The sequence below is a fragment of the Microbacterium sp. SORGH_AS_0505 genome (genome assembly GCF_030818715.1).
GTDB lineage: Bacteria > Actinomycetota > Actinomycetes > Actinomycetales > Microbacteriaceae > Microbacterium.
Map to the genome: position 1 here is coordinate 94,447 of NZ_JAUTAT010000001.1, position 21,394 is coordinate 115,840.

A 21,394-nucleotide genomic window follows, 5' to 3' on the forward strand; every position below is an offset into this window, starting at 1 on the left:
CGGCATCCGTGCGCGTTCTTCCTGTCCCGCCACCCGCCGCGACTGGTCCGATGGGACGAACCCAGACGAGAGGACGCCCTCATGGCATTCCCCCAGATCATCAGCAAGCAGACCGCCGGCGCACTGATCGACGAGGCGCGACGCACGAGCGGCCTCTCGTGGGACGCCGTCAGCGAGCTCATCGGCCGTCCGCCCGTCTGGACCGCCGCAGCCGTCCTCGGCATGCACGCGCTGTCCGAGGTCGAAGCCGCCCGTCTCGGCGACGCCCTGGGCCTCGACGAGGAGATCGTCCACGCCCTCACGCGTCAGCCCAACCGTGCGGCCGAGGCCGACCTGTCGAGCGACCCCACGATCTACCGCTTCCACGAGCTCGTGCAGGTCTACGGCCCCGCGCTCAAAGCACTCATCCACGACCGGTTCGGCGACGGCATCATGAGCGCCATCAACTGCAGCATCTCGCTCGACCGCGTCACGCACCCTGACGGCGACCGCGTCGTCATCACGATCGACGGCAAGTTCCTGCCGTACGCGTGGGTGGAATCCGGTAACTGATCAGCCGGTCACCCGGCGCACCGCGTCGGCGGCCGTCCCGACCGGCGGCGCCTCGATGTCGAGGGCGCGGTGGATCGTCAGCCCCTCGATGAGGGCGTCCAGGATGCGGGCGGTCGCCGGGTCGAAATGGGCCTCGAGGGCCGCTCGACTCCGCGCCATCCACGCGTTCGTCAGCGACCGGTAGCCGGGATCGTGCGCGGCGAGCGTGTAGAGCTCGTGCGTGAGGACGAGCTCACCGCGGTCGGCCAGCACGTCGAATTCGATGAGCTCGACGATGGCCGTCGCCGCGGCATCCCTCGTCTGAGCCTCGGCCATGCGGGCGACGAACCGATCGCTGACGGTCTCGCTGAAGCGGGTGAACGCCTCGCGCAGCAGGGCGTCCATCGTCACGAAGTGATAGGTCACCGAACCTAGCGGCACGTCCGCCGCGGCGGCGATGCGTCTCGCGGACGCTCCCGCGACCCCGGATTCCGCGATCACCTCGAGGCACGCGTCGACGATGCGGTCGCGGCGCTCGGGATCCGTCCGGCGCGGCCGGGGATCAGCCGCGGTCGTCATCGCCGATCTCACGGATCACGCGGGCGGGGTTGCCGACCGCAACGACGTTCGCCGGGATGTCGCGCGTCACGACCGATCCCGCCCCGATCACGGAGTTGTCGCCGATCGTCACGCCCGGGCACACGATGACGCCGCCGCCGAGCCACACGTTGTCACCGAGCGTGATCGGCTTCGCCGCCTCGAGCTTGTCGCGTCGCGGCTGCGGGGCGATCGGGTGCGTCGGAGTGAGCAGCTGCACGTTCGGGCCGAGCTGACAGTCCTCCCCGATCACGATCGGGGCGACGTCGAGCGCGGTCAGGTTGTAGTTGATGAAGGTCCGCGCACCGACGTGGATGTTCTCGCCGTAGTCGACGAACAGCGGCGGCTTGATCTCGACGTCCGGCCCGAGGGTGCCGACGAGGTCGCTCAGGATGCCACGGGCCCCCTCGTCTCCGGCGACGACCGCGCGGTGATAGGCGTCGCTGAGCACCACGGCCTTTCTCGCGATGCGGGCGCTCTCGGGGTCATCGGCGATGTACAGCTCGCCCGCCAGCATCCGTTCGCGGTTCGTGCGCGCATCTCCGGCGAAGTAGTCGGTAGACATGTGCCCTCCATTCCTTGCGTACGATCGTACACACGGAGTGTACGATCGTACGCATGCCCACCGTCGTCCCGCCCGAGGTCCGCCGCGCTCGCCTCGCGGTCTCCGCCCTGTTCCTCACGAACGGCGCCCTCTTCGCGAACATCGTCCCTCGGCTGCCGGAGATCAAAGAGACGCTCGGCGTCGACACCGCCGTCTACGGTCTGCTCCTCGCGGCGTGGCCGCTCGGCTCGTTCATCCTCGGGCTCCTCGCGGCGCCCCTGATGCGCCGGTTCGGCTCCGCCCCGGTCGCCGCCGTCGGCACCGTCCTCATCGCGATCGCCCTGCTGTCTGCGGGCTTCGCGCCCACCGCGATCCTGTTCGCGATCCCGATGTTCCTCGGCGGCGCGCTCGACGCCATCGTCGACGTCGGACAGAACACCCATGGCCTCGAGGTGCAGCGCCGATTCGGCCGCTCCATCATCAACTCCCTCCACGCGATCTGGTCCGTCGGCGCCGTCCTCGGCGGCGCGATGGCGGCCGGCACCATCGCGCTGGGCGTCCCCGTGCCCGCGCACCTCGCGATCGCCGGCGTGGTGTTCTCGGCATCCGCTCTCATCGCGTGGCGATTCTGCCTGCCGCGCACCGGCGAGCGGTCGCTCGACGACACCGCCGGCGCGGCGCCCGTCGTCCCGGCGGTGCGACCCGGCATCCGCACGGTCGCGATGCTCGCGGCGCTCGTCGTCATCGCGATCGCAGGCGCCATGGTCGAGGACCTCGGCAGCTCGTGGTCGACGCTGTACCTCTCGGACTCCCTCGGCGCGATCGGTGCGATCGCCGCGACGGGCTACATCGCCCTCATCGGCGCGCAGTTCGTCGGACGGATCCTCGGCGATCGCTTCACCGACCGCTTCGGCGCTGTGGCCGTCGCGCGGGCAGGCGGCATCCTGATCGCGCTCGGCCTCGGTCTCGCGCTCGCCTTCCCGACCATCCCCGGCACGATCATCGGGCTCGCGGCCGCCGGCTTCGGGTCGGCGACGATCGTGCCCGCGGCGATGCACGCCGCGGACGAGATGCCGGGCCTGCGTGCAGGGTCGGGACTCACGTTCGTCGCCTGGCTCATGCGCCTCGGCTTCCTCTTCGCACCGCCCGCCGTCGGCCTGCTCGCCGAGCAGACCGACCTGCGGACCGCGCTGATCGTCTACCCGATCGCGGGCGCGTTCGTCGTGCTGCTCGCGTTCACCCTGCGCCCGCGCCGCGTGGCGCACGAGGGTGCAGCGGCCTGACGCCGCGAGGGGCGGCCCGCACCGCTACGCCGCGAGCGCCAGGTACGGCTCCCATGCGGGGTCCGCGCGCTCAGCGCCGCGCACACGCCAGCCGGCGCCGCGGGGCGGTTGCGGCATCCATCGCAGCTCCCAGTGCATCTCCTGCGGCGTGCGGTCACCCTTCAGGTTGTTGCAGCGCAGGCATGCGGCGACCAGGTTCTCCCACGAATCAGCGCCTCCGCGCGACCGCGGCAGCACGTGATCGATCGTCGTCGCACCCTTGCCACAGTACGCGCACCGGTTCCCGTCGCGGCGGAGAACCCCCCGGCGGGTGACCGGGACCCGGCGCGACGCGGGGATCCGCACGTACCGGGTCAGCACGATGACTGCCGGCCGGTCGTACACGTCGCGAGTGCCCCAGACGGGGTCTTCCTCGACACGCTCGATGATGGTCGCCTTCTCCGTCATGACGAGCACCAGGGCTCGCTTGAAAGAGATGACGGCCAGGGGTTCGTAGCCTGCATTCAGCACCAGAGTGCGCATAGGGGTGTCCTCTCGAACGGCCGAGACGGCTTCAGCGGCCTTCCGTGTCGTCGACGCGGTGCGGGTCGAGAGGGGTGTGCGGGTACGAAAAAAGGCGCCGTCATGAAGACAGCGCCTTTTTCGCACGACCGACGTCGTGGCAATCGTGCACACGATGCCGCAGCACATGCCGACCTAGCGCATTCCGGTTGCGAATGCGGGGTTGGATGTCCATACGGCTCCCCTCGGCTCGAACGAGCGTCGGGGTCAGGGTATTACACCCCGGGATGCCTCAGGGCGAACAACAGCAGAACAGAAGCTGTGTGTCGTCAGCCGGCGTTGGCCTGCAGCCACGACTCCGCGTTGGTATATCCGTTGTTGATGCGGATCTCCAGGTGGAGGTGGGTGCCGAACGCGCGTCCGGTGTCGCCGACCTGGCCGATCAGCTGGCCGGCGGAGACCGTGTCGCCCACCTGGACGCGGCGCGTGCCCCAGTCCATGTGCGCGTACAGCGAGGTGACCCGCACGCCGCCGATGTTGTGGGCGATCTTCACGTACACGCCCCAACCCGGTCCGGATTCGGACGAGGCGACGACGGTGCCGTCGGCGACGGAGTAGATCGGCTCACCGCGGCCGACCATGTAGTCGGTTCCCTTGTGGCCGGCGTACGGGGTGCCGAAGTTGTCGAAGCGCGCGAGCGGACGGCGGACCGTGCCCGAGCCGGGCGAGACGAGCGGCACGGAGTTCGAGAAGCTCGAGGACGTCGACGCATTCGAGGACGAGGAGGACGAGGAGGCCGACGCGAGTCGGGCTGCGAGAGCGGCCTTCGCCGCCTTCTCAGCGGCTTCCTTCGCCTTGGCCTTCTGGATCTCCTCGGGCGTCGTGGCGGAGTAACCGCCGCGCTCGAGGGTCTCGGGGCTCCCCTCCGAGGCGACGACGAGCGACTGCGCGTCGTCCGCGGAGGCTTGCTGCAGGGTCTGAGCCTCGGCGACGTCGCCGCGGTCGGCCGCAGCGAAGGCGGGGATGGCCACGGTGGCGACCATGCCGGCAACGGCGGCGACGGTCACGAAACTGCGGACGGGGTGAGGGCGGGATGCCAGTCGAACGGGTGGCGGGCGCCTTCGCGGCGAACCGTCTGCTCAGACGACCTTTTCGGGTGGCCGTCGATGCCTCAGAAATCTCGTTCGACGGGTGGAACTCTTCAGCCAAGCTGTCCTCCAGCGCCTCCGCATCCGGGGGGTCTGGATGCTGGCTCGTCGGCACTCCATGTCGGGCACGGATGTAGGGGGCACTTCGCGAATGACGAGCCGGGAAGGCAACTCACGGAGCGGTCCGAGGCGGGCTTCTCGCCGGTGGACCATCCGAGGCTACCGGAAGGTAACGAATAAGTCACGCTCTCGCCCTTGCGAACGGGCGATGGGACGACCCGTCAGATCTCGCGGGCGTCCACGACGAAGATGTGCGAAGCGACTTCGACGGGCAGCTCGAGCGCCTCGTCGACGTCGTCCATCTCGACCAGCACGTAGCCCTCGTTGAACCGGAACGACCCGGTGCGACCCGGCACGACGCCGGCGTCTCGCAACTGCGTGAGGAGTTCCGGATCGACCTGCATGGGCTCCGCGAGCCGGCGGATGCTGCCCGTCACGGGGCCGCCGGCGTCGTTGAGTCGACGCACGAGACCGACGACTCCGTTGTCGAACGCGTTGGCGGGGACATCGCCCAGCTGATCGAGCCCGGGGATCGGATTGCCGTACGGCGATTCGGTCGGGTGGTCGAGAAGCTCGATGAGACGCCGCTCGACGAGCTCGCTCATGACGTGCTCCCAGCGACAGGCCTCTTCGTGGACGTAGGGCCAGTCGAGGCCGATGACATCCGACAGCAGGCGCTCGGCGAGGCGGTGCTTGCGCATGACGTCGACCGCCTTCTGGCGTCCCGGGTCGGTGAGCTCGAGCGTGCGGTCCTCCGACACGACGACGAGGCCGTCGCGCTCCATGCGGCCGATGGTCTGCGACACCGTCGGCCCGGAGTGCCCGAGACGCTCCGAGATGCGGGCGCGCAGGGGCGTGATGCCCTCTTCCTCGAGTTCGAGGATGGTGCGCAGATACATCTCGGTGGTGTCGATGAGGTCGGTCATCAAAGCCCTTTTCGCGCGGGAGACAATGCTTCCCCAGCCTATCCGGCATCCGGTCGCGGGGCGTCATGCGACCGGAACCGCCGAGGCCCGCGCCCTAGACTTCTCGGCATGGCGACTGTGACCCTCCCCCGCGAGTTCCTGCCCGTCGACGGACGCTTCGGATGCGGCCCGTCCAAGGTCCGTGCCGAGCAGCTCGAAGCGCTCGTCACCCAGGGGGCGTCGCTGTTCGGCACCTCCCACCGCCAGGCACCGATCAAGGACCTCGTCGCCCGCACCCGTACGGGGCTCGCCGAGCTGTTCCGCCTTCCTGAGGGATACGAGATCATCCTCGGCAACGGCGGTTCGACCGCCTTCTGGGATGCCGCGGCCTTCGGCCTCATCGAGAAGCGCGCGCAGAACCTCGTGTTCGGCGAGTTCGGCGGCAAGTTCGCCGCGGCCGCCGCCGCACCCTGGCTCGAGGCGCCCGACGTGCGCCGCGCCGAGCCCGGCACGAGCGCGACGCCCGAGGCCGTCGAGGGCGTCGACGTCTACGCCTGGGCGCACAACGAGACCTCCACGGGTGTCGCGACCGCGATCACGCGCGTCCACGGCGACGCCGGCGCCCTCACCGTGATCGACGCCACGAGCGCCGCCGGCGGTATCGACATCGACATCGCCGAGGCCGATGTCTACTACTTCGCGCCCCAGAAGAACCTCGGCTCCGACGGCGGTCTCTGGTACGCCGCGGTGTCGCCGGCCGCCATCGAGCGCATCGAGCGGGTCGCGGCATCCGGCAGGTACATCCCCGAGTTCTTGAGCCTGAAGAACGCACTCGACAACTCGCGCCTGCAGCAGACCCTCAACACGCCTGCGATCGCGACACTGCAGCTGCTCGACACCCAGCTGCAGTGGATCAACGGCAACGGCGGGCTCGCGTGGGCCGGTGCCCGGACGGCGGAATCCTCGGGCGCTCTGTACGAATGGGCGGATGCCGCGTCCTTCGCGACGCCGTTCGTCGCGGACCCCGCCGACCGCTCCCCCGTCGTCGTCACGATCGACTTCGACGACTCGGTCGATGCCGCCGCCGTCGCCAAGAGCCTGCGCGCGAACGGCATCGTCGACACCGAGCCGTACCGCAAGCTCGGCCGCAACCAGCTGCGCGTCGCCACCTTCGTCTCTATCGAGCCCGACGACGTGCGTCAGCTCATCAAGGCCATCGACTACACGGTCGAGCACCTCGCCGACTGAGCCCACACGACGAACGCGGCCCCGAGGAATGATCCCCGGGGCCGCGTTCGTGTGAGAGCGGATGCCGCGCGTCAGTACTCGCGCAGCGACTCGCCGTCATCGTCGGACTCATCGTCCGCATCGACGTCGTCGTCGGACTCGTCGTCGTCATCGGACTCCTCGTCGTCCGACTCATCGTCGTCCGCAGTCTCATCGAGCTCGTCGATGTCGACGCCGTCCACGTCGCCGGCATGCAGGATCGGCGATCCGTCGCTGTCGAAGTCGCTCGCGTCGAGGTCCTCGGCGTCGTCCTCATCCGCGTCGTCGTCATCGTCCGCGTCGTCGTCGTCCGCGTCGTCGTCGGATTCGTCCTCATCGGCGGCCGCCTGAGCGGCCTGATACTCGGCGAGCCGTTCAGCCCACGGCAGCCATTCGGGTGCGAGCAGCGCGCCGTCGCCGGGCAGGAGTTCCACTTCGAGCACGGTGGGCTCGGATCCGTCGACGACCGCAACGCTGACGGTCCAGAACCAGCCCGGATACCCCGCCATCCGGTTCGAGAAGCGGAGCGAGACGACGCCACCGTCTTCGATGAGATACCCGGCGGCTTCGCCGACGGTCGCCTCGGGAGTCACCTCGAGGAGCGCGGCGCGCGCCAGGTCGTACGCCTCGAACAGCCGCGGGTCGGTCGGAGCGGACTCCGCTTCCGCCGGCTCGGACGATTCGCCGGTGACGTCGGTCTCGACGTCCTCGGCGGTGTCGGCCACCTCAGCGGCGTCGTCGGTCTCGGCGGCATCCGTCGGCGCTGCAGACGCGGCGGCCTCGACGGGCGCCGCAGGCTCGATGTCCTCCGGGGACTCAGGCATCGAGGTCATCAGCGACCTTGCGGAGCACAGCGGCGACCTTCTTGCCGTGCGCGCCGCTCGGGTACCGGCCGTGGCGGAGGTCCCCGCCGATGCCGTCGAGCAGCTTGACGAGGTCCTCGATGATGACCGCCATGTCGTCGGCGGGCTTGCGGTTGCGCTTGCTGAGGCTGACGGGAGCGTCGAGCACCCGAACGGCGAGCGCCTGCAGCCCGCGGCGGCCGTCGGCGACGCCGAACTCCAGGCGCGTGCCGGGCTTCATCGTGGTGGTCCCGGCGGGGAGCGCGGTCGCGTGCAGGAAGACGTCCTGACCGTCGTCGCCGGTGATGAAGCCGAATCCCTTCGCCTCGTCGTAGAACCTGACCTTGCCGGTGGGCATGTGTCGAACCTCGCTGCTCAGGCCCGCGTGCGGGCATGGGAAAATGGGACCGTCTCAGCCCCGACCACCAGACTACGACACCGCGGCGAGCCGCTACTCTGATCGGATGAGCACTCCGCCCCCGGCCGGCGACCTTCCCTTTCGACGCATCGACCGCATCCTGGCGTTCATGTCCTTGGGTCTTCTGGTGCTCTCGGTCGTCTGCTTCTTCGCGATCATCATCGCCTCCGGCCCCGTCGGGCTGAAGCAGGAGGACTTCGCGACCGGCGCCTGGCCCGTGGTGAGCCTCATCGTCTACGTCGCACCGCCAGTGGCCTTCGCGCTGCTGCTCGCATTGCTGATCATGACGTTCGTGCGAAGGGGACGGGCCAACAAGGGCCGTTGACGTGACCGCCTCCGACGCTCGTGCCCTCGCGACCCGGCTCGCGACACTCGATCCGGATGCCCTGGCCGCCCTGCTCGATGCACGGCACGTCGCTCCCCACACGTCCTGGACGGACTTCTTCGACGCGGCCGACGGACTGCTCGACCCTGCCCAGCTGCACCGCGCCCTCGCCCAGGTCTCGGACGTCGAGGCGGCCGCGCTGCGCGACGCCCTCGAGACCGGGACGCCGGTGGACGCGACGCTGCGCGACGCCCTCGCCGCACGCGCACTGACGGACGAAGACGGAACCCCCTACGACGCGGTGGCCGCAGCCCTCTCATCAGCGGCGACCGTCGACGCCGCACCGGCGATCACGGGAACGGATGAATCGGATGCCGCGAGCGCCGAGCGAGCGTTCGACGCCGCCGCCTCGCTCGCCGACATCCTCCATTCCGCCACGCGCACTCCGCTCGCGCGGATCGGCTCCGGCGCCCTCAGCGCCGGCGACCGCCGTCGCCTCGTCGATGCCGGTGCAGCCGCGAGCCCCGACGATGCCGACATCCTCGTCGGGATCGCTGAAGAGGCGGGACTCCTCGCGGGCTCGGAACGCAGCTGGACGGTCACCGACGCCGGGTCGACGTGGCTCGGCAGCCGCACGGTCGAGCGCTGGCTCGAGGTCGCCGGGCACCTGCGCGACCGGCTGCCCTCCGCCCTGCGCTCCGCCGCGGGAGGGTGGCGTCCGCTCGCGGAGTGGCCAGGGGCCTACCCCTTCGACCCGGCCTGGCCGGACCGGGTCCGGCGCCTGGTCGCGATGCTCGTGCACTGGGCCGTGCTCGCCCCCGACGGCACCCCGCCGACGTGGGCGGCGGGACTCGCAGACGGGACGCACGCCGACGCCGACGCGCTCCGCACCCTGCTCCCCCACGAGGTCGACAAGGTCTACCTCCAGAACGACCTGACCGCCATCGCTCCCGGCCCGCTCGAGCCCCGCCTCGATCTGCGCCTGCGCACCACCGCGCGCCGCGAGTCCCGAGCACAGGCGGCGACCTACCGGTTCACCGCCGAGACGATCGGCGCCGCCTTCGCCGCCGGCGAGACCGCGGCATCCCTCACCGCCTTCCTCACCGAACTGTCCCTCACCGGCGTCCCGCAGCCGCTCGCCTACGAGATCGAGCGCGCCGCGACCCGCCACGGCACCCTGCGCGTCGGCCCGGACCGGCAGGGCTACACGCGACTGTCGGGTCAACGCGACCTGCTCGAGGCGATCAACGTCGACCAGGCTCTGCGACCCCTCGGACTCGTCGCCGACGGGGACGACCTCGTGACCCGCACGAGCGTCGACACCACGTTCTGGATGCTCTCCGACGCTCGCTACCCGGTTCTCGCGGTGGATGCCGACGGCACGCCTCGCTCGCCCGGCCGCCACGACGTCGCCGAGAGCACGACACCCGAGACCTCGGCATCCGAACGCTACCGTCCGCTGATCGAGACGCTGCGGGCCAGTCTGTCCGACGACGCGGATGCCGCCTGGCTCGAACGCGAGCTCGAGCAGGCGGTCCGCACCCGCGCGACGATCGACATCACGATCCGGATGCCCGACGGCTCCACCCGCGACGTGACCCTCGAGGCCGCCGGACTCGGCGGCGGACGCCTGCGCGGGCGCGACCGCGCGGCCGACGTCGAACGGACCCTGCCGTTGTCGAGCATCGTGAGCGTCCGGCCGGTGTAGGCGCCGGGGCCGGTAGACTCGTCCGTTATGGCTAACGGCCCTCTCATCGTCCAGAGCGACCGCACGGTGCTGCTCGAAGTGGCTCACCCCGACGCGGAGAACGCGCGACACGAACTCGCGATCTTCGCGGAACTCGAGCGCGCTCCCGAACACATCCACACCTACCGGATCACCCGGCTCGGGCTGTGGAATGCGCGTGCCGCCGGGCATGACGCGGAGGACATGCTCGCCACCCTCGAGCGGTGGGCGAAGTTCCCGGTTCCGCCGTCCGTCTCGATCGACATCCGTGAGACCGTCGGCCGCTACGGACGCCTCGTCATCGAACGCGACGACGAGGGGACGCTGATCCTCCGCTCCACCGACAAGCCGGTGCTCGCCGAGATCGCCCGGAACCGCCGGATCCAGCCGCTGCTCATCGCGCACCCGACGCCGGAGACGTACGTCATCGACGCGTGGGCGAGAGGCCAGATCAAGCAGGAGCTGCTGAAGATCGGCTGGCCCGCCGAGGACCACGCCGGCTTCACGCCCGGCACCCCGCACGAGATCGAGCTGCACGAGGACGGCTGGACGCTGCGCCCGTATCAGCGGAAGGCCGTCGACATCTTCAGCGAGGGCGGCTCCGGCGTCGTGGTCCTCCCCTGCGGCGCGGGCAAGACCCTCGTCGGCGCCGCGGCGATGGCCGACACGAAGACGACGACCCTCATCCTCGTGACCAACACCGTCAGCGCCCGACAGTGGCGCGACGAGCTACTCAAGCGCACATCGCTCACCCCCGACGAGATCGGCGAGTACTCCGGTCAGTCCAAGGAGGTCAAGCCCGTCACGATCGCGACGTACCAGATCCTCACGGCGAAGCGAAAGGGCGAGTACGCCCACCTCGCGCTCCTCGACGCGCTCGACTGGGGCCTCATCGTGTACGACGAGGTGCATCTGCTCCCCGCGCCCGTCTTCAAGCTGACCGCCGACCTGCAGGCACGTCGTCGACTCGGCCTCACCGCGACGCTCGTCCGAGAGGACGGCCGCGAGGGCGACGTCTTCAGCCTCATCGGTCCCAAGCGCTTCGATGCCCCGTGGAAGGAGATCGAGGCTCAGGGCTTCATCTCCCCCGCCGTCTGCTACGAGGTGCGCATCGACCTGCCGGCATCCGACCGGCTCGAGTACGCGGCGTCGGCCGACGACGAGCGCTACCGCCTCGCGGCGACCGCGCACGCGAAGATCGACGTCGTCCGCGACCTCGTCGCGAAGCACGAGGGCGAGCAGATCCTCGTGATCGGCCAGTACCTCGACCAGATCGACATCCTCTCGGAGGAGCTCGGCGCACCGAAGATCACCGGCTCCACCCCTGTGGACGAGCGCGAGGAGCTGTTCGACGCCTTCCGGCACGCCCGCATCCCGGTGCTCGTCGTGTCGAAGGTCGCGAACTTCTCGATCGACCTGCCCGACGCGTCCGTCGCCATCCAGGTCTCGGGCTCGTTCGGCTCCCGACAGGAAGAGGCGCAGCGACTCGGTCGCCTCCTGCGTCCGAAGTCGAACGGTCACAAGGCGAGCTTCTACACGCTCATCGCGCGGGACACGGTCGACCAGGACTTCGCGCAGAACCGCCAGCGGTTCCTCGCCGAGCAGGGGTACAGCTACACGATCCTCGACGCCGACAACCTGCTGGCGGCCTGACCGCCCGGCTCAGTCCGACGAGGACGAGCCGGTCGACCCGTCGGAACCACCGGCATCCGTCCCGGACCCGGCCGACCCGCTGTCGGCGGGACCGGACGGCGCCGGGTCCGCCGTGGCAGACCGCTCGGGCGCGGGTGTGGCGTCGGGCGCAGGCGCGTATTCGCCCCACCGGGGCGCCTGATGCGGCTGCAGCGGCGGACCGTCGTAGGGTGCCGCCGGCGGTGTCGGCGCGGGCGTGGGGTCCACCGGCTGACCGTAGACAGGAGGCTGCCCGTACACGGGCGGCTGACCGTACACCGGCGGCTGGCCGTACGCGGGCGCCTGACCGTAGACCGAAAGCTGACCGTACATGGGCGGCTGGCCGTACACGGGAGGGTACGCGCCGGCGTACACGGGCAGAACCTGCACGGGTTCGGGTGCGGGCGTGATCCGCAGGGTGCGGCGCCCGTCGCCGCGACGCCAGAGCCACTCGACGACTCCCACGAACGCGCCGATCATCACCACCGACGACACCAGGCTCACGACGCTCGTGTCGGTCGCCGCCGCGTCGCTGAGACCGAACACCGAGAATCCGAACGCGGCGAGGTTGTTGACGACGTGCAGCGCGATCGCGGACTCGAGGCCCCCGGTCCGCCACGTGAGCCACCCGGCGGCAATGGCGAACACCCCGACGCTGACCTGTCCCGCCCAGTCGTACACGTGCCCCAGCACGAACAGCGGCACCGGCAACAGGATCGACCACGCGGGGTGCTTCAGCCAGCGTCCGACCGTCTGCATGAGGTACCCGCGGAAGACGTATTCCTCGGCGGTCGCCTGGAACGGGACGAGGATCAGGACGATGACGAGGGATGCCACGAAGGCGGGATTGTCCTGCGGCGGCACGAGCGTGCCCCCCGATCCTTCCTCGGCCGGCAGGAGGAAGGAGAGCGCGGAGATGACGATGTACACGACGACGGCGGCGCCCGCGCACAGCAGCAGCCACCTCCACCGGAGCGATCCGGCGACCGACGAGAGGAAGCCGACGCGCCGCCCGTTCACGAGGAACGACGACAGCAGGTAGATCGGCCACATCACCGCGAGCGACAGCAGGATGACAGCGAGCCCGAGCGGATCGGTGACGTCGATCGTCACCAACCGATCCAGAAGCGCGTAGACGTCCGCGGACGGGTCCGACGCGAAGAGGGTCAGCGCGAAGACGAACCCGATCACCGTGGACACGATGAGGTACAGCACGACGCCGATCGCCCCCGTCGCCAAGGGCGTCCACCAGCCTCGGCGTTGACGCGCGAACAGCAAGCGGTGGAAGGCGGCGCCCGGGCCGGTGGTGTCGGCGGGAAGGGCCGGCGCGGCGCGGTGGGGAACGGGGACGGGCTGCGGAACAGTCACCGTTCCATCCTGTCTCACCGCGGGACGTGATCGTACCCTCGAGCGACCCGGGAGCGGAATGTCCAGCAAACCGATCGATTCCGGTGCCAGTATGGGCTCATGACCGCTGCACGCATCCTCGTCGTGGACGACGAGCCGAACATCCGGGATCTGCTCGTCACGAGCCTCCGGTTCGCCGGATACCAGGTCCGTGCCGTCGCGAACGGCGCCCAGACCATCTCGGCCGTCCTCGAAGAAGAACCCGACCTGATCATCCTCGACGTCATGTTGCCCGACATGAACGGCTTCAGCGTGACCAAGCGTCTCCGCGGAGCGGGCTACACGGCGCCCATCCTCTTCCTGACGGCGAAGGACGCCACCGAGGACAAGATCGAGGGCCTCAACTCCGGCGGCGACGACTACGTCACCAAGCCCTTCAGCCTCGACGAGATCGTCGCGCGCATCCAGGCCATCCTGCGCCGCACGATGCAGGCCGACGAGGACTCGATCATCAAGGCCGGCGAGATCACGATGGACCAGGACACGCATGACGTCCAGGTGGGCGACACCTCGATCGACCTCTCCCCGACCGAGTTCAAGCTCCTGCGCTACCTGATGCTCAACCCGAACCGGGTGCTCAGCAAAGCCCAGATCCTCGACCACGTGTGGGAGTACGACTTCAACGGCGACGCCGGCATCGTGGAGAGCTACATCTCCTACCTCCGCCGCAAGATCGACCCGCACTCCTCCGAGCCGCTCATCCAGACCAAGCGCGGCTTCGGATACATGCTGAAGGCCGACCGCACCGCCTGAACGGAGGCGCACCCTGGGCCCGACGGCATCGCAGGACCGCGTCACCTCCTGGTGGCGCGGCCTCAGCCTGCGCACCAAAGTCACCGGTGTGACCGTCAGCATCCTCGCCTTCGGCATGATCGCCGCCGGCGTGGGGACGATGATCTTCCTGCGCAACGCGCAGCTGTCCGCCGTGGACCAGTCGCTGACGCAGACGGTCACGACCGACATCGCCAGCAGTCTGATGAACGTCACGCTCGACGACGGCGGGGCGACCTTCACCCCCATCGCGGCGGCGCCGACGGACTTCTCGGTCGCGGTGTACAGCGGCAAGGGCGAGGGCGAACGCCTGGCGATCGCGGGAGGCGACGGATCGCTCGCACCGCCGCAGTTCCCGGAGACGTTCTCGCTCGACCAGACAGTGCTCGACGGCACGACTCCGTTCGACCTCACGTCGGCGGATGGAACCGTTCGCTACCGCGCGAGCGTCGACACGTTGCCGATCGCAGGATCGCGCGAGTACTACACGCAGCTCGTCGCACTGCCTCTCAACGACGTGAACCGGACGGTGGCCAACTACATCGGCATCTACACCGTGCTGGCCCTGTTCACGATCGTCTGCAGCGCGATCCTCACGCGCGGACTCGTCACCCTCGCCTTCCGCGGACTCGGCCAGGTCGAATCCACCGCAATGACGATCGCCCGCGGCGACTTCAGCCAACGCATGAGCGACATCGCCCCCGGCACCGAGGTCGGCCGACTGAAGACGGCGATCAACGTCATGCTGGAGCGCATCGACGAGGCGCTCGGTGAGCGCGACTCGACCGTCGATCGCATGCGGCGCTTCATCGGCGACGCGAGCCACGAGCTCCGCACGCCGCTCGTGACCGTGCGCGGGTACGCCGAGCTGTATCGCATGGGGGCTATCCAGGATCCGGAGCAGACCGCCCAGGCCATGGAGCGCATCGAGAAAGAGGCGATCCGCATGGGCGCGCTCGTCGAGGATCTCCTCGCCCTCGCGCGCCTCGACGAGCAGCGGGACGTCGCGGTCGTCCCCGTCGACCTCCGCCCGATCGCCCGGGATGCCGCCCTCGACGCGCGCGCCGCGTCCCCCGACCGCGAGGTCACGTTCTCGGGGCAGACCCCGACGTCGACGATCCCGCTCGCGGTCTTCACGGCGCAGGAACCGACCCCGAAGCGACGCGGTGGCGCGATCGCCGGTGCGGGTCGCCTGCTGCGCCGTCGTCCCCGCACGGATGCCGCGCCTCCCCCGGCGCTCCAGACGGAACCGATTCTGATCCCCGCGCCGCAGGTGGTCCTCCCCATCGTGCTCGGCGACGAGAACCGGATCCGCCAGGTGGTGGCCAACCTCCTCGGCAACGCGCGCCGGTACACGCCCGAGGGCTCGCCCATCGAACTGACGGTCGGCGCCGACCTCGATTCCGGCCGCGGGTGGATCTCGATCGCCGACCACGGCGAGGGTGTGCCCGAGCAGATCCGCAGCAAGATCTTCCAGCGCTTCTGGCGAGCCGACTCGTCCCGCACCCGCGAGACGGGCGGCTCCGGCCTCGGACTGTCGATCGTCGCTTCCATCGTCGCCACCCTGCACGGCACCGTCGAGGTCACCGACACCCCCGGCGGCGGCGCGACCTTCACGGTATCCCTCCCCCTCGCGATGGACCGTGCCACGGCCGGCGAAGCCGTCGACCTGGCCACACAGCCGCTCCCGCGGGCGCCCCGCTCCGAGGACTGAGCGGACTCCTCCCCAGCGGACCGGGAGCGACGGTCCTCCCCACGCTGCGCAGCGGCGTGAGGCCGGAACAGGGCGCGCACCTAGCGTGGCGGCATCCCATCGAAAGGAACCGTCATGACCGCCTTCACCGTCGACAGCGACGCCGTCCTCGCCGCGACCACCACGATCCGCGCCACCGGCGACCGGGTCCAGTCCGAGACCGCCACGATGCTCGGACACCTCACCCAGCTGCAGGGATCGTGGACCGGCAGCGCCTCGGTCGCCTTCCAGGGAGTCGTCGAACGCTGGCGTGCCGCCCAGCGCGAACTGGATGCCGCCCTCGCCGACATCAGCACCGCACTGGGCGCCGTCGGCCAGCAGTACGCGCAGACCGAGATGGCCGCGGCGGGCATGTTCCGCTGACGTGTCCGACCGGCGAAGGGCCCTTCCCAGAGGAAGGGCCCTTCGTGTCGAGCGGAGCAGACGTGCGTGGATCAGGACGCGTCTTCGTCTTCCTCCGGGTTGAAGTGCGACGGGGTATCGCTGTGCCCGGCGGCGACGCCGTCGGGATCGGCGGGGATGGTGCCGTCCTTCCCGAGGCCGCCCGGCTTCTCAGACCCGTCGCTGTCCGAACCGTTCTGCGGGGATTGCGCGTCGTCGCCGACGACGGCGGAGTCATCGTGGTCTGCCATGGGAACCTCTCCTCGGATCGATGTGATGAGGCCCGTGCGACGCTGCGCGATGACGGCCACCGTGTACGGCGTGGACGACGCCTCACCGCCCACAATGGACTCCTGCCACCGGAGCGGGTGCTCCCTTGACATTCCGCACGGGACGCTGCGGCGGCCATCCGGCGCCCGGGAACGACGAAGGGCCCCTCCCGGAGGAGGGGCCCTTCGTGCTGACTGTCAGCGCTGGATCAGAAGTCCATGCCGCCGGTCGGGTCGCCGGCCGGAGCCGCCGCCTTCTCGGGCTTGTCGGCGACGACTGCCTCGGTGGTGAGGAAGAGGCCGGCGATCGACGCGGCGTTCTGCAGCGCCGAGCGGGTGACCTTGGCCGGATCGATGATGCCCGCGGCGAACATGTCGACGTACTCACCGGTCGCGGCGTTCAGGCCCTGGCCCGCGGGGAGCTCGGCGACCTTGTTCGACACGACGCCCGGCTCGAGGCCGGCGTTGAGGGCGATCTGCTTCAGCGGCGCCTGGATGGCGACCTTGACGATGTTCGCACCGGTCGCCTCGTCACCGACGAGCTCGAGCTTGGCGAACGCCTTTTCGCCGGCCTGGATGAGCGCGACGCCACCACCGGGGACGATGCCCTCCTCGACGGCTGCCTTCGCGTTGCGGACGGCGTCCTCGATGCGGTGCTTGCGCTCCTTGAGCTCGACCTCGGTCGCCGCACCGGCCTTGATGACGGCCACGCCACCAGCGAGCTTCGCGAGGCGCTCCTGGAGCTTCTCGCGGTCGTAGTCGCTGTCGGTGTTGTCGATCTCGCGGCGGATCTGGGTCACGCGACCCTCGATCTGCGATGCCTCGCCGGCACCCTCGACGATCGTGGTCTCGTCCTTGGTGATGATGACCTTGCGGGCACGGCCGAGCAGGTCGAGGGTGGCGTTCTCGAGCTTGAGACCGACCTCCTCGGTGATGACCTGGCCGCCGGTGAGGATCGCGATGTCCTGGAGCTGAGCCTTGCGACGGTCGCCGAAGCCGGGAGCCTTGACGGCAGCCGACTTGAAGATGCCGCGGATCTTGTTGAGCACGAGCGTCGCGAGAGCCTCACCCTCGACGTCCTCGGCGATGATCAGGAGCTCCTTGCCCTCCTGGATCACCTTGTCGACGACGGGGAGAAGGTCCTTGATGTTCGAGATCTTCTGGTTCGCGATGAGGATGTAGGGGTCCTCGAAGACGGCTTCCTGACGGTCGGCGTCGGTGACGAAGTAGGGGTTGATGTAGCCCTTGTCGAAGCGCATACCCTCGGTGAGCTCGAGCTCGGTGCCGAAGGTGTTGGACTCCTCGACGGTGACGACGCCTTCCTTGCCCACCTTGTCGATGGCCTCGGCGATCAGGGCGCCGATCTCGGGGTCGGCAGCCGAGATGGATGCCGTCGCCGCGATCTGGTCCTTGGTCTCGATCTCCTTCGCGCCGGCGAGCAGCTCGTCGGAGAGAGCCTTGACGGCCTTCTCGATGCCCTTCTTGAGCGAGATGGGGTCGGCGCCGGCTGCGACGTTGCGCAGACCTTCGCGCACGAGCGCCTGGGCGAGGACCGTGGCGGTCGTCGTGCCGTCACCGGCGACGTCGTCGGTCTTCTTGGCGACCTCCTTGACGAGCTCCGCGCCGATCTTCTCGTACGGGTCGTCGAGCTCGATCTCCTTGGCGATCGACACGCCGTCGTTCGTGATCGTGGGGGCGCCCCACTTCTTCTCGAGCACGACGTTGCGGCCGCGGGGGCCGAGCGTCACCTTGACGGCGTCGGCCAGGGTGTTGAGGCCGCGCTCGAGGCCGCGGCGGGCCTCCTCGTCGAAAGCGATGATCTTTGCCATAAGTGTGTCGTCCCTCCCGGACGTGAGGTTCAGTACCGTGCCCCCAGGGACTGGGAGCGGGATCGTTCTGGCACTCAGGATGAGTGAGTGCTAAATCATTCTGGCACTCGACCATAGCGAGTGCAAGCCGTGCGACACCGACTCGCGCTACCGTGACGACATCGCGCCGCGGGCCGCACGCACAGCCCGATCACCGCGTGGAGGAACGATGCCGACGATCGTCGGGGCCGCTTCATCGCGGGGATCAACGGCGTGCGAAACGCTGCACGAGGATATGCCGTCAACCGCGAGGAGATGCGACGCCTACCTGCGGTGGGACACCGCCGAGTGGCGCCACGGACTCGCCGGATGGCCGCACTTCGACGCCGTGTCCGCAGCGTTTCAGCAGGTCCGCGACGGAGCTGAATCCCGCCGAGGTGAGCGGAACGTTCCTCCGCCGGTACGAGAGCTGAGACTCGTCAGGCGACGACGCGGACGGACTCGGCCTGCGGGCCCTTCTGGCCGCTGCCGACGGTGAACTCGACGGCCTGCCCCTCCTCGAGGACGCGGAAGCCCGACATGTCGATGTTGGAGTAGTGGACGAAGACGTCCTGTCCGTCACCGAGGGTGATGAAGCCGAAGCCCTTCTCGGCGTTGAACCATTTGACGGTTCCCTGGGTCATGCGAATCTCCTGAAGCTGTGGGACATCGAAATGCTAGCCACGCGCCCAGGCCCGAATCCGCGGTTCCACGCTTTGTTGACACCCGTGCACCGAAGTGTTTACGACGGCGAAACACATCGCGTCGCGCGGGGCTCACTCCGAGCCGAAATCGAGCCCCACGACGATCACCAGCTGCGGTCGGCTGGTCCCGCCGGCATCCGTCGTCTCGGGCGGCGCCACCACCTGGTACGTGTCATCGAGGGAGACGTCCGCTCCACCGATGGCGTCCGCGAGCCCTCGGGCGGCGGCCTCGTCGGTCGCCGTACCGTAGTAGACCGTCGTCGTCGGGAAGTCGTTCGAGCTCGCGTTGCTCGCCTCGACGTCCGCGGCATCCCATCCTGCAGCGACGACGTCGTCGCGCACCTTGGCCCCGAGTCCGTTCTCCGCCGTCGCGTTCAGAACGAGCACCTGGTAGGAGGTGTCGACGCGGGGCGCGACGACAGCGGCCGTGCCGGTGGAGGCTGGCACCGGAGCGGCGTCGAACCGCCCGGTGGCGTACAGGGTGCCGAACACACCTGCGGCCACGATCGCCACCGTCGCGACGACGGACCACAGCACGATCACCCCCACGCGCAGGCGCGGCGCCTCGGCGCGATGCGCGCCCACGCGTGCGGAACCGGCGGGGAGGTCGTCGAAGCGATCCGTGGTGGCGGACCGGCCCTGCGAAGCGGAAGGATCCGTCGGGGCGGGCTGCTCAGGCTCGGTCGGGGAAGTCGGAGACGGCACCCGAGGATCCTACCGGGCCGAGGCCGGGAGGATTCCGGCGCGGCTGCGCCGCTCGCGCTCCTGCGCCGCCTGGAGCCGCCGGAGCCGGTGGACGAGCACCGGATCGTGGGCGACGGCATCCGCGGACTCGAGGATGCGACCGAGGAGCTGGTAGTACCGCGCGGGCGTCAGCGACAGCTCGGCCCGCACAGCCTCCTCCTTCGCACCCGAGTGACCGTGCCACCGCGCCTCGAAGTCGAGGATGTCGCGGTCACGGTCGGCGAGGGGCACTCCCCCACCGTACGACCGTCACCGGGCGACACCACGGAACATCCGGGCGGTTCGTCCGGTTGAATAGGACGAGGGAAGGAAGAAACACATGAGCTATCGCGTGGAGAAGACCGATGAGCAGTGGCGCGAGGAGCTGACGCCCGAGCAGTACGCCGTCCTGCGTCAGTCCGGAACGGAGCGCGCGTGGACCGGCGAACTCCTCGATGAGGATCGTGCCGGGTTCTACACCTGCGCCGCCTGCGGGTCGGAGCTGTTCCAGAGCGGCACGAAGTTCGACTCGCACTGCGGGTGGCCGAGCTTCTACGAGTCGGTCCGCCCCGAGGCGGTCGAGCTGATCGAGGACAACAGCCACGGCATGGTCCGCACCGAGGTGCGCTGCGCCAACTGCGGATCGCACCTGGGGCACGTGTTCCCCGACGGGTTCGGCACCCCGACCGGCGACCGGTACTGCATGAACTCGCTGTCGCTCTCGTTCACCCCGAAGGGTGACGAGGCCTGATCGACCGCGGCGATCAGCGCCGCACGCGCCAGAAGGCGGCGACGGACACCGACGCGAGGCCGATCACGACGGTGATCGCCTCGACGAGGAGTCCAGGACCGGCAGGCGCGGGCCAGAGGGCGTCGAGGGCCAGCGAGGCGACGAGCTGACCCGAGACGGCCGCCAGGCCGAACAGCAGCACCCCCGTCCGCGCCACGATCGCGGCGGACATCACGATGTAGGTGACGCCCAAGACGCCTCCGAGGTAGAGCCACGGCTCCCCCGGGGGCGTCGCGGGTGGTCCGCTGACGAGCGTGACGATGACGGCGAGCACCGTGAGGATGACGGTGCCGACGATGAAGTTGACGAGGGTCGCCGTCAAAGGCGTCCCGACGCGGGCTCGCAGCCGGCCGTTCGTGGCCTGCTGCCAGGCGAGTCCGACGCCGACGAACACGGGCAGGATCACCATCCAGACCGGAACGTCCGCCAGGCCGTCACCGGCGATCAACATGACGGCCACGGCGGCGAGCGCGAGCGCTCCCCCGACCAGCCGCGGCACCGTGACGGCGACGACCCCTCCCGGGCCGAAGCCGATCCGGTCGAACACGAGTCCGCCCACAGTCTGCCCGGCCACGATCCCGACGGTGAACAGCGAGACCCCCACGATCCCGACGGCGAAGCTCTGGGTCCCAACCGTGAATGCGCCGGCTGCGCCGCCCACCAGCATCCACCAGGGAATCGTGTGCTCCCGGATGCCGTGCGCCAGGGTGACGGCGCCGCGCCGCCCGGCGGGGGTCAATGCGCTGATGAGCGCGATCAGCACCAGTCCGCTCGCGAACGAGACGACGGCCGCTGCCATCGCGTGCTCGAGACGCACGCCGAGCTGCCCGTTGATGCGGGCCTGGACGGCGGTGAGGACACCGACGGACACCGCTGCGAGAAGGGCGGGAGCGACGGATGCCGGGGGTGAGGGACTCGCTGTCGTCACGCGG

General features: G+C 69.7%; 24 protein-coding genes. 10 read left to right on the forward strand and 14 right to left on the reverse strand.

Going from position 1 to position 21,394, the window contains the following annotated elements; all coding sequences use genetic code 11:
- Positions 1–81: 81 nt before the first annotated feature.
- Positions 82–552, forward strand: coding sequence for a cyanase (gene cynS / locus QE428_RS00535; RefSeq protein ID WP_307461909.1), 471 nt, complete (start codon positions 82–84; stop codon positions 550–552).
- On the opposite strand, the gene QE428_RS00540 is transcribed toward cynS, so the two are convergent.
- Both QE428_RS00540 and QE428_RS00545 read right to left on the reverse strand, forming a co-directional pair.
- Positions 553–1,110, reverse strand: coding sequence for a TetR/AcrR family transcriptional regulator (locus QE428_RS00540; RefSeq protein ID WP_307461913.1), 558 nt, complete (start codon positions 1,108–1,110; stop codon positions 553–555).
- Positions 1,094–1,693 carry a sugar O-acetyltransferase gene (locus QE428_RS00545; protein ID WP_307461916.1) on the reverse strand — a complete coding sequence of 200 codons (600 nt, stop codon included), beginning with the start codon at positions 1,691–1,693 and terminating at the stop codon, positions 1,094–1,096. The genes QE428_RS00540 and QE428_RS00545 overlap by 17 nt, the downstream gene beginning before the upstream one ends.
- 53 nt (positions 1,694–1,746) lie before the next feature.
- On the opposite strand from QE428_RS00545, the gene QE428_RS00550 reads away from it, so the two are divergent.
- Complete coding sequence (locus tag QE428_RS00550) at positions 1,747–2,955, forward strand: MFS transporter (RefSeq protein WP_307461919.1); 1,209 nt, start codon at positions 1,747–1,749, stop codon at positions 2,953–2,955.
- A 24-nt stretch (positions 2,956–2,979) separates the two neighbouring features.
- On the opposite strand, the gene QE428_RS00555 is transcribed toward QE428_RS00550, so the two are convergent.
- From QE428_RS00555 to QE428_RS00565, 3 genes are all read right to left on the reverse strand, one after another.
- Positions 2,980–3,477 carry an HNH endonuclease gene (locus QE428_RS00555; RefSeq protein WP_065570032.1) on the reverse strand — a complete coding sequence of 166 codons (498 nt, stop codon included), beginning with the start codon at positions 3,475–3,477 and terminating at the stop codon, positions 2,980–2,982.
- 308 nt (positions 3,478–3,785) lie between these two features.
- Positions 3,786–4,523 (reverse strand): M23 family metallopeptidase, encoded by a 738-nt coding sequence (locus QE428_RS00560; RefSeq protein ID WP_307461923.1) that lies wholly within the window; start codon positions 4,521–4,523, stop codon positions 3,786–3,788.
- Between the two features lie 362 nt (positions 4,524–4,885).
- Positions 4,886–5,590, reverse strand: a complete 705-nt coding sequence (locus QE428_RS00565; RefSeq protein WP_307461926.1) for a metal-dependent transcriptional regulator — start codon at positions 5,588–5,590, stop codon at positions 4,886–4,888.
- 108 nt (positions 5,591–5,698) lie between these two features.
- Between QE428_RS00565 and serC the strand changes: the two genes are divergently transcribed.
- The gene (serC, locus tag QE428_RS00570; RefSeq protein WP_091355379.1) at positions 5,699–6,817 is read left to right on the forward strand and encodes a phosphoserine transaminase; all 1,119 of its coding nucleotides are present in this window, start codon (positions 5,699–5,701) and stop codon (positions 6,815–6,817) included.
- Between the two features lie 71 nt (positions 6,818–6,888).
- On the opposite strand, the gene QE428_RS00575 is transcribed toward serC, so the two are convergent.
- A complete protein-coding gene (locus QE428_RS00575) occupies positions 6,889–7,659 on the reverse strand; it encodes a DUF3027 domain-containing protein (RefSeq protein ID WP_307461930.1) in 771 nt (256 codons plus the stop codon).
- Positions 7,652–8,035: a cold-shock protein gene (locus QE428_RS00580; protein ID WP_065570028.1), complete on the reverse strand. Its 384-nt coding sequence runs from the start codon at positions 8,033–8,035 to the stop codon at positions 7,652–7,654. Before QE428_RS00580 ends, QE428_RS00575 begins: the two co-directional genes overlap by 8 nt.
- Positions 8,036–8,141: 106 nt before the next feature.
- Here QE428_RS00580 and QE428_RS00585 point away from each other — a divergent pair, with 106 nt between their 5' ends.
- From QE428_RS00585 to QE428_RS00595, 3 genes are read left to right on the forward strand one after another with little or no spacing between them, the layout of a single operon-like run.
- Positions 8,142–8,420: a multidrug ABC transporter ATPase gene (locus QE428_RS00585; protein WP_307461936.1), complete on the forward strand. Its 279-nt coding sequence runs from the start codon at positions 8,142–8,144 to the stop codon at positions 8,418–8,420.
- Between the two features lies 1 nt (position 8,421).
- On the forward strand, positions 8,422–10,128 hold the full coding sequence (locus QE428_RS00590) for a helicase-associated domain-containing protein (protein WP_307461939.1): 1,707 nt from the start codon (positions 8,422–8,424) through the stop codon (positions 10,126–10,128).
- A 27-nt stretch (positions 10,129–10,155) separates the two neighbouring features.
- Positions 10,156–11,799, forward strand: coding sequence for a DNA repair helicase XPB (locus QE428_RS00595; protein WP_307461942.1), 1,644 nt, complete (start codon positions 10,156–10,158; stop codon positions 11,797–11,799).
- 9 nt (positions 11,800–11,808) lie between these two features.
- On the opposite strand, the gene QE428_RS00600 is transcribed toward QE428_RS00595, so the two are convergent.
- A complete protein-coding gene (locus tag QE428_RS00600; protein WP_307461946.1) occupies positions 11,809–13,185 on the reverse strand; it encodes a type II CAAX endopeptidase family protein in 1,377 nt (458 codons plus the stop codon).
- 99 nt (positions 13,186–13,284) lie between these two features.
- Here QE428_RS00600 and QE428_RS00605 point away from each other — a divergent pair, with 99 nt between their 5' ends.
- The 3 genes from QE428_RS00605 (at position 13,285) to QE428_RS00615 (ending at position 16,111) form a co-directional block, all read left to right on the forward strand.
- A complete protein-coding gene (locus tag QE428_RS00605) occupies positions 13,285–13,977 on the forward strand; it encodes a response regulator transcription factor (RefSeq protein WP_091355396.1) in 693 nt (230 codons plus the stop codon).
- 88 nt (positions 13,978–14,065) lie between these two features.
- Complete coding sequence (locus tag QE428_RS00610) at positions 14,066–15,709, forward strand: cell wall metabolism sensor histidine kinase WalK (RefSeq protein WP_307461955.1); 1,644 nt, start codon at positions 14,066–14,068, stop codon at positions 15,707–15,709.
- A 114-nt stretch (positions 15,710–15,823) separates the two neighbouring features.
- On the forward strand, positions 15,824–16,111 hold the full coding sequence (locus QE428_RS00615; RefSeq protein WP_091355402.1) for a WXG100 family type VII secretion target: 288 nt from the start codon (positions 15,824–15,826) through the stop codon (positions 16,109–16,111).
- 71 nt (positions 16,112–16,182) lie between these two features.
- On the opposite strand, the gene QE428_RS00620 is transcribed toward QE428_RS00615, so the two are convergent.
- The 5 genes from QE428_RS00620 to QE428_RS00640 all read right to left on the reverse strand — a co-directional run bounded on the left by QE428_RS00620 (position 16,183) and on the right by QE428_RS00640 (position 19,924).
- A complete protein-coding gene (locus QE428_RS00620) occupies positions 16,183–16,380 on the reverse strand; it encodes a hypothetical protein (protein WP_307461957.1) in 198 nt (65 codons plus the stop codon).
- A gap of 227 nt (positions 16,381–16,607) precedes the next feature.
- Positions 16,608–18,227, reverse strand: a complete 1,620-nt coding sequence (gene groL / locus QE428_RS00625; RefSeq protein WP_133400063.1) for a chaperonin GroEL — start codon at positions 18,225–18,227, stop codon at positions 16,608–16,610.
- 458 nt (positions 18,228–18,685) lie between these two features.
- Positions 18,686–18,889, reverse strand: coding sequence for a cold-shock protein (locus QE428_RS00630; protein WP_036311856.1), 204 nt, complete (start codon positions 18,887–18,889; stop codon positions 18,686–18,688).
- 132 nt (positions 18,890–19,021) lie between these two features.
- On the reverse strand, positions 19,022–19,654 hold the full coding sequence (locus QE428_RS00635; protein WP_307461967.1) for a LytR C-terminal domain-containing protein: 633 nt from the start codon (positions 19,652–19,654) through the stop codon (positions 19,022–19,024).
- Between the two features lie 9 nt (positions 19,655–19,663).
- On the reverse strand, positions 19,664–19,924 hold the full coding sequence (locus tag QE428_RS00640) for a DUF3263 domain-containing protein (protein ID WP_091355412.1): 261 nt from the start codon (positions 19,922–19,924) through the stop codon (positions 19,664–19,666).
- A gap of 88 nt (positions 19,925–20,012) precedes the next feature.
- Here QE428_RS00640 and msrB point away from each other — a divergent pair, with 88 nt between their 5' ends.
- Positions 20,013–20,423, forward strand: a complete 411-nt coding sequence (msrB, locus tag QE428_RS00645) for a peptide-methionine (R)-S-oxide reductase MsrB (RefSeq protein ID WP_091355415.1) — start codon at positions 20,013–20,015, stop codon at positions 20,421–20,423.
- Positions 20,424–20,436: 13 nt separating this feature from the next.
- Here msrB and QE428_RS00650 read toward each other — a convergent pair whose 3' ends face one another.
- A complete protein-coding gene (locus tag QE428_RS00650; protein WP_307461970.1) occupies positions 20,437–21,390 on the reverse strand; it encodes a DMT family transporter in 954 nt (317 codons plus the stop codon).
- Positions 21,391–21,394: the final 4 nt, after the last annotated feature.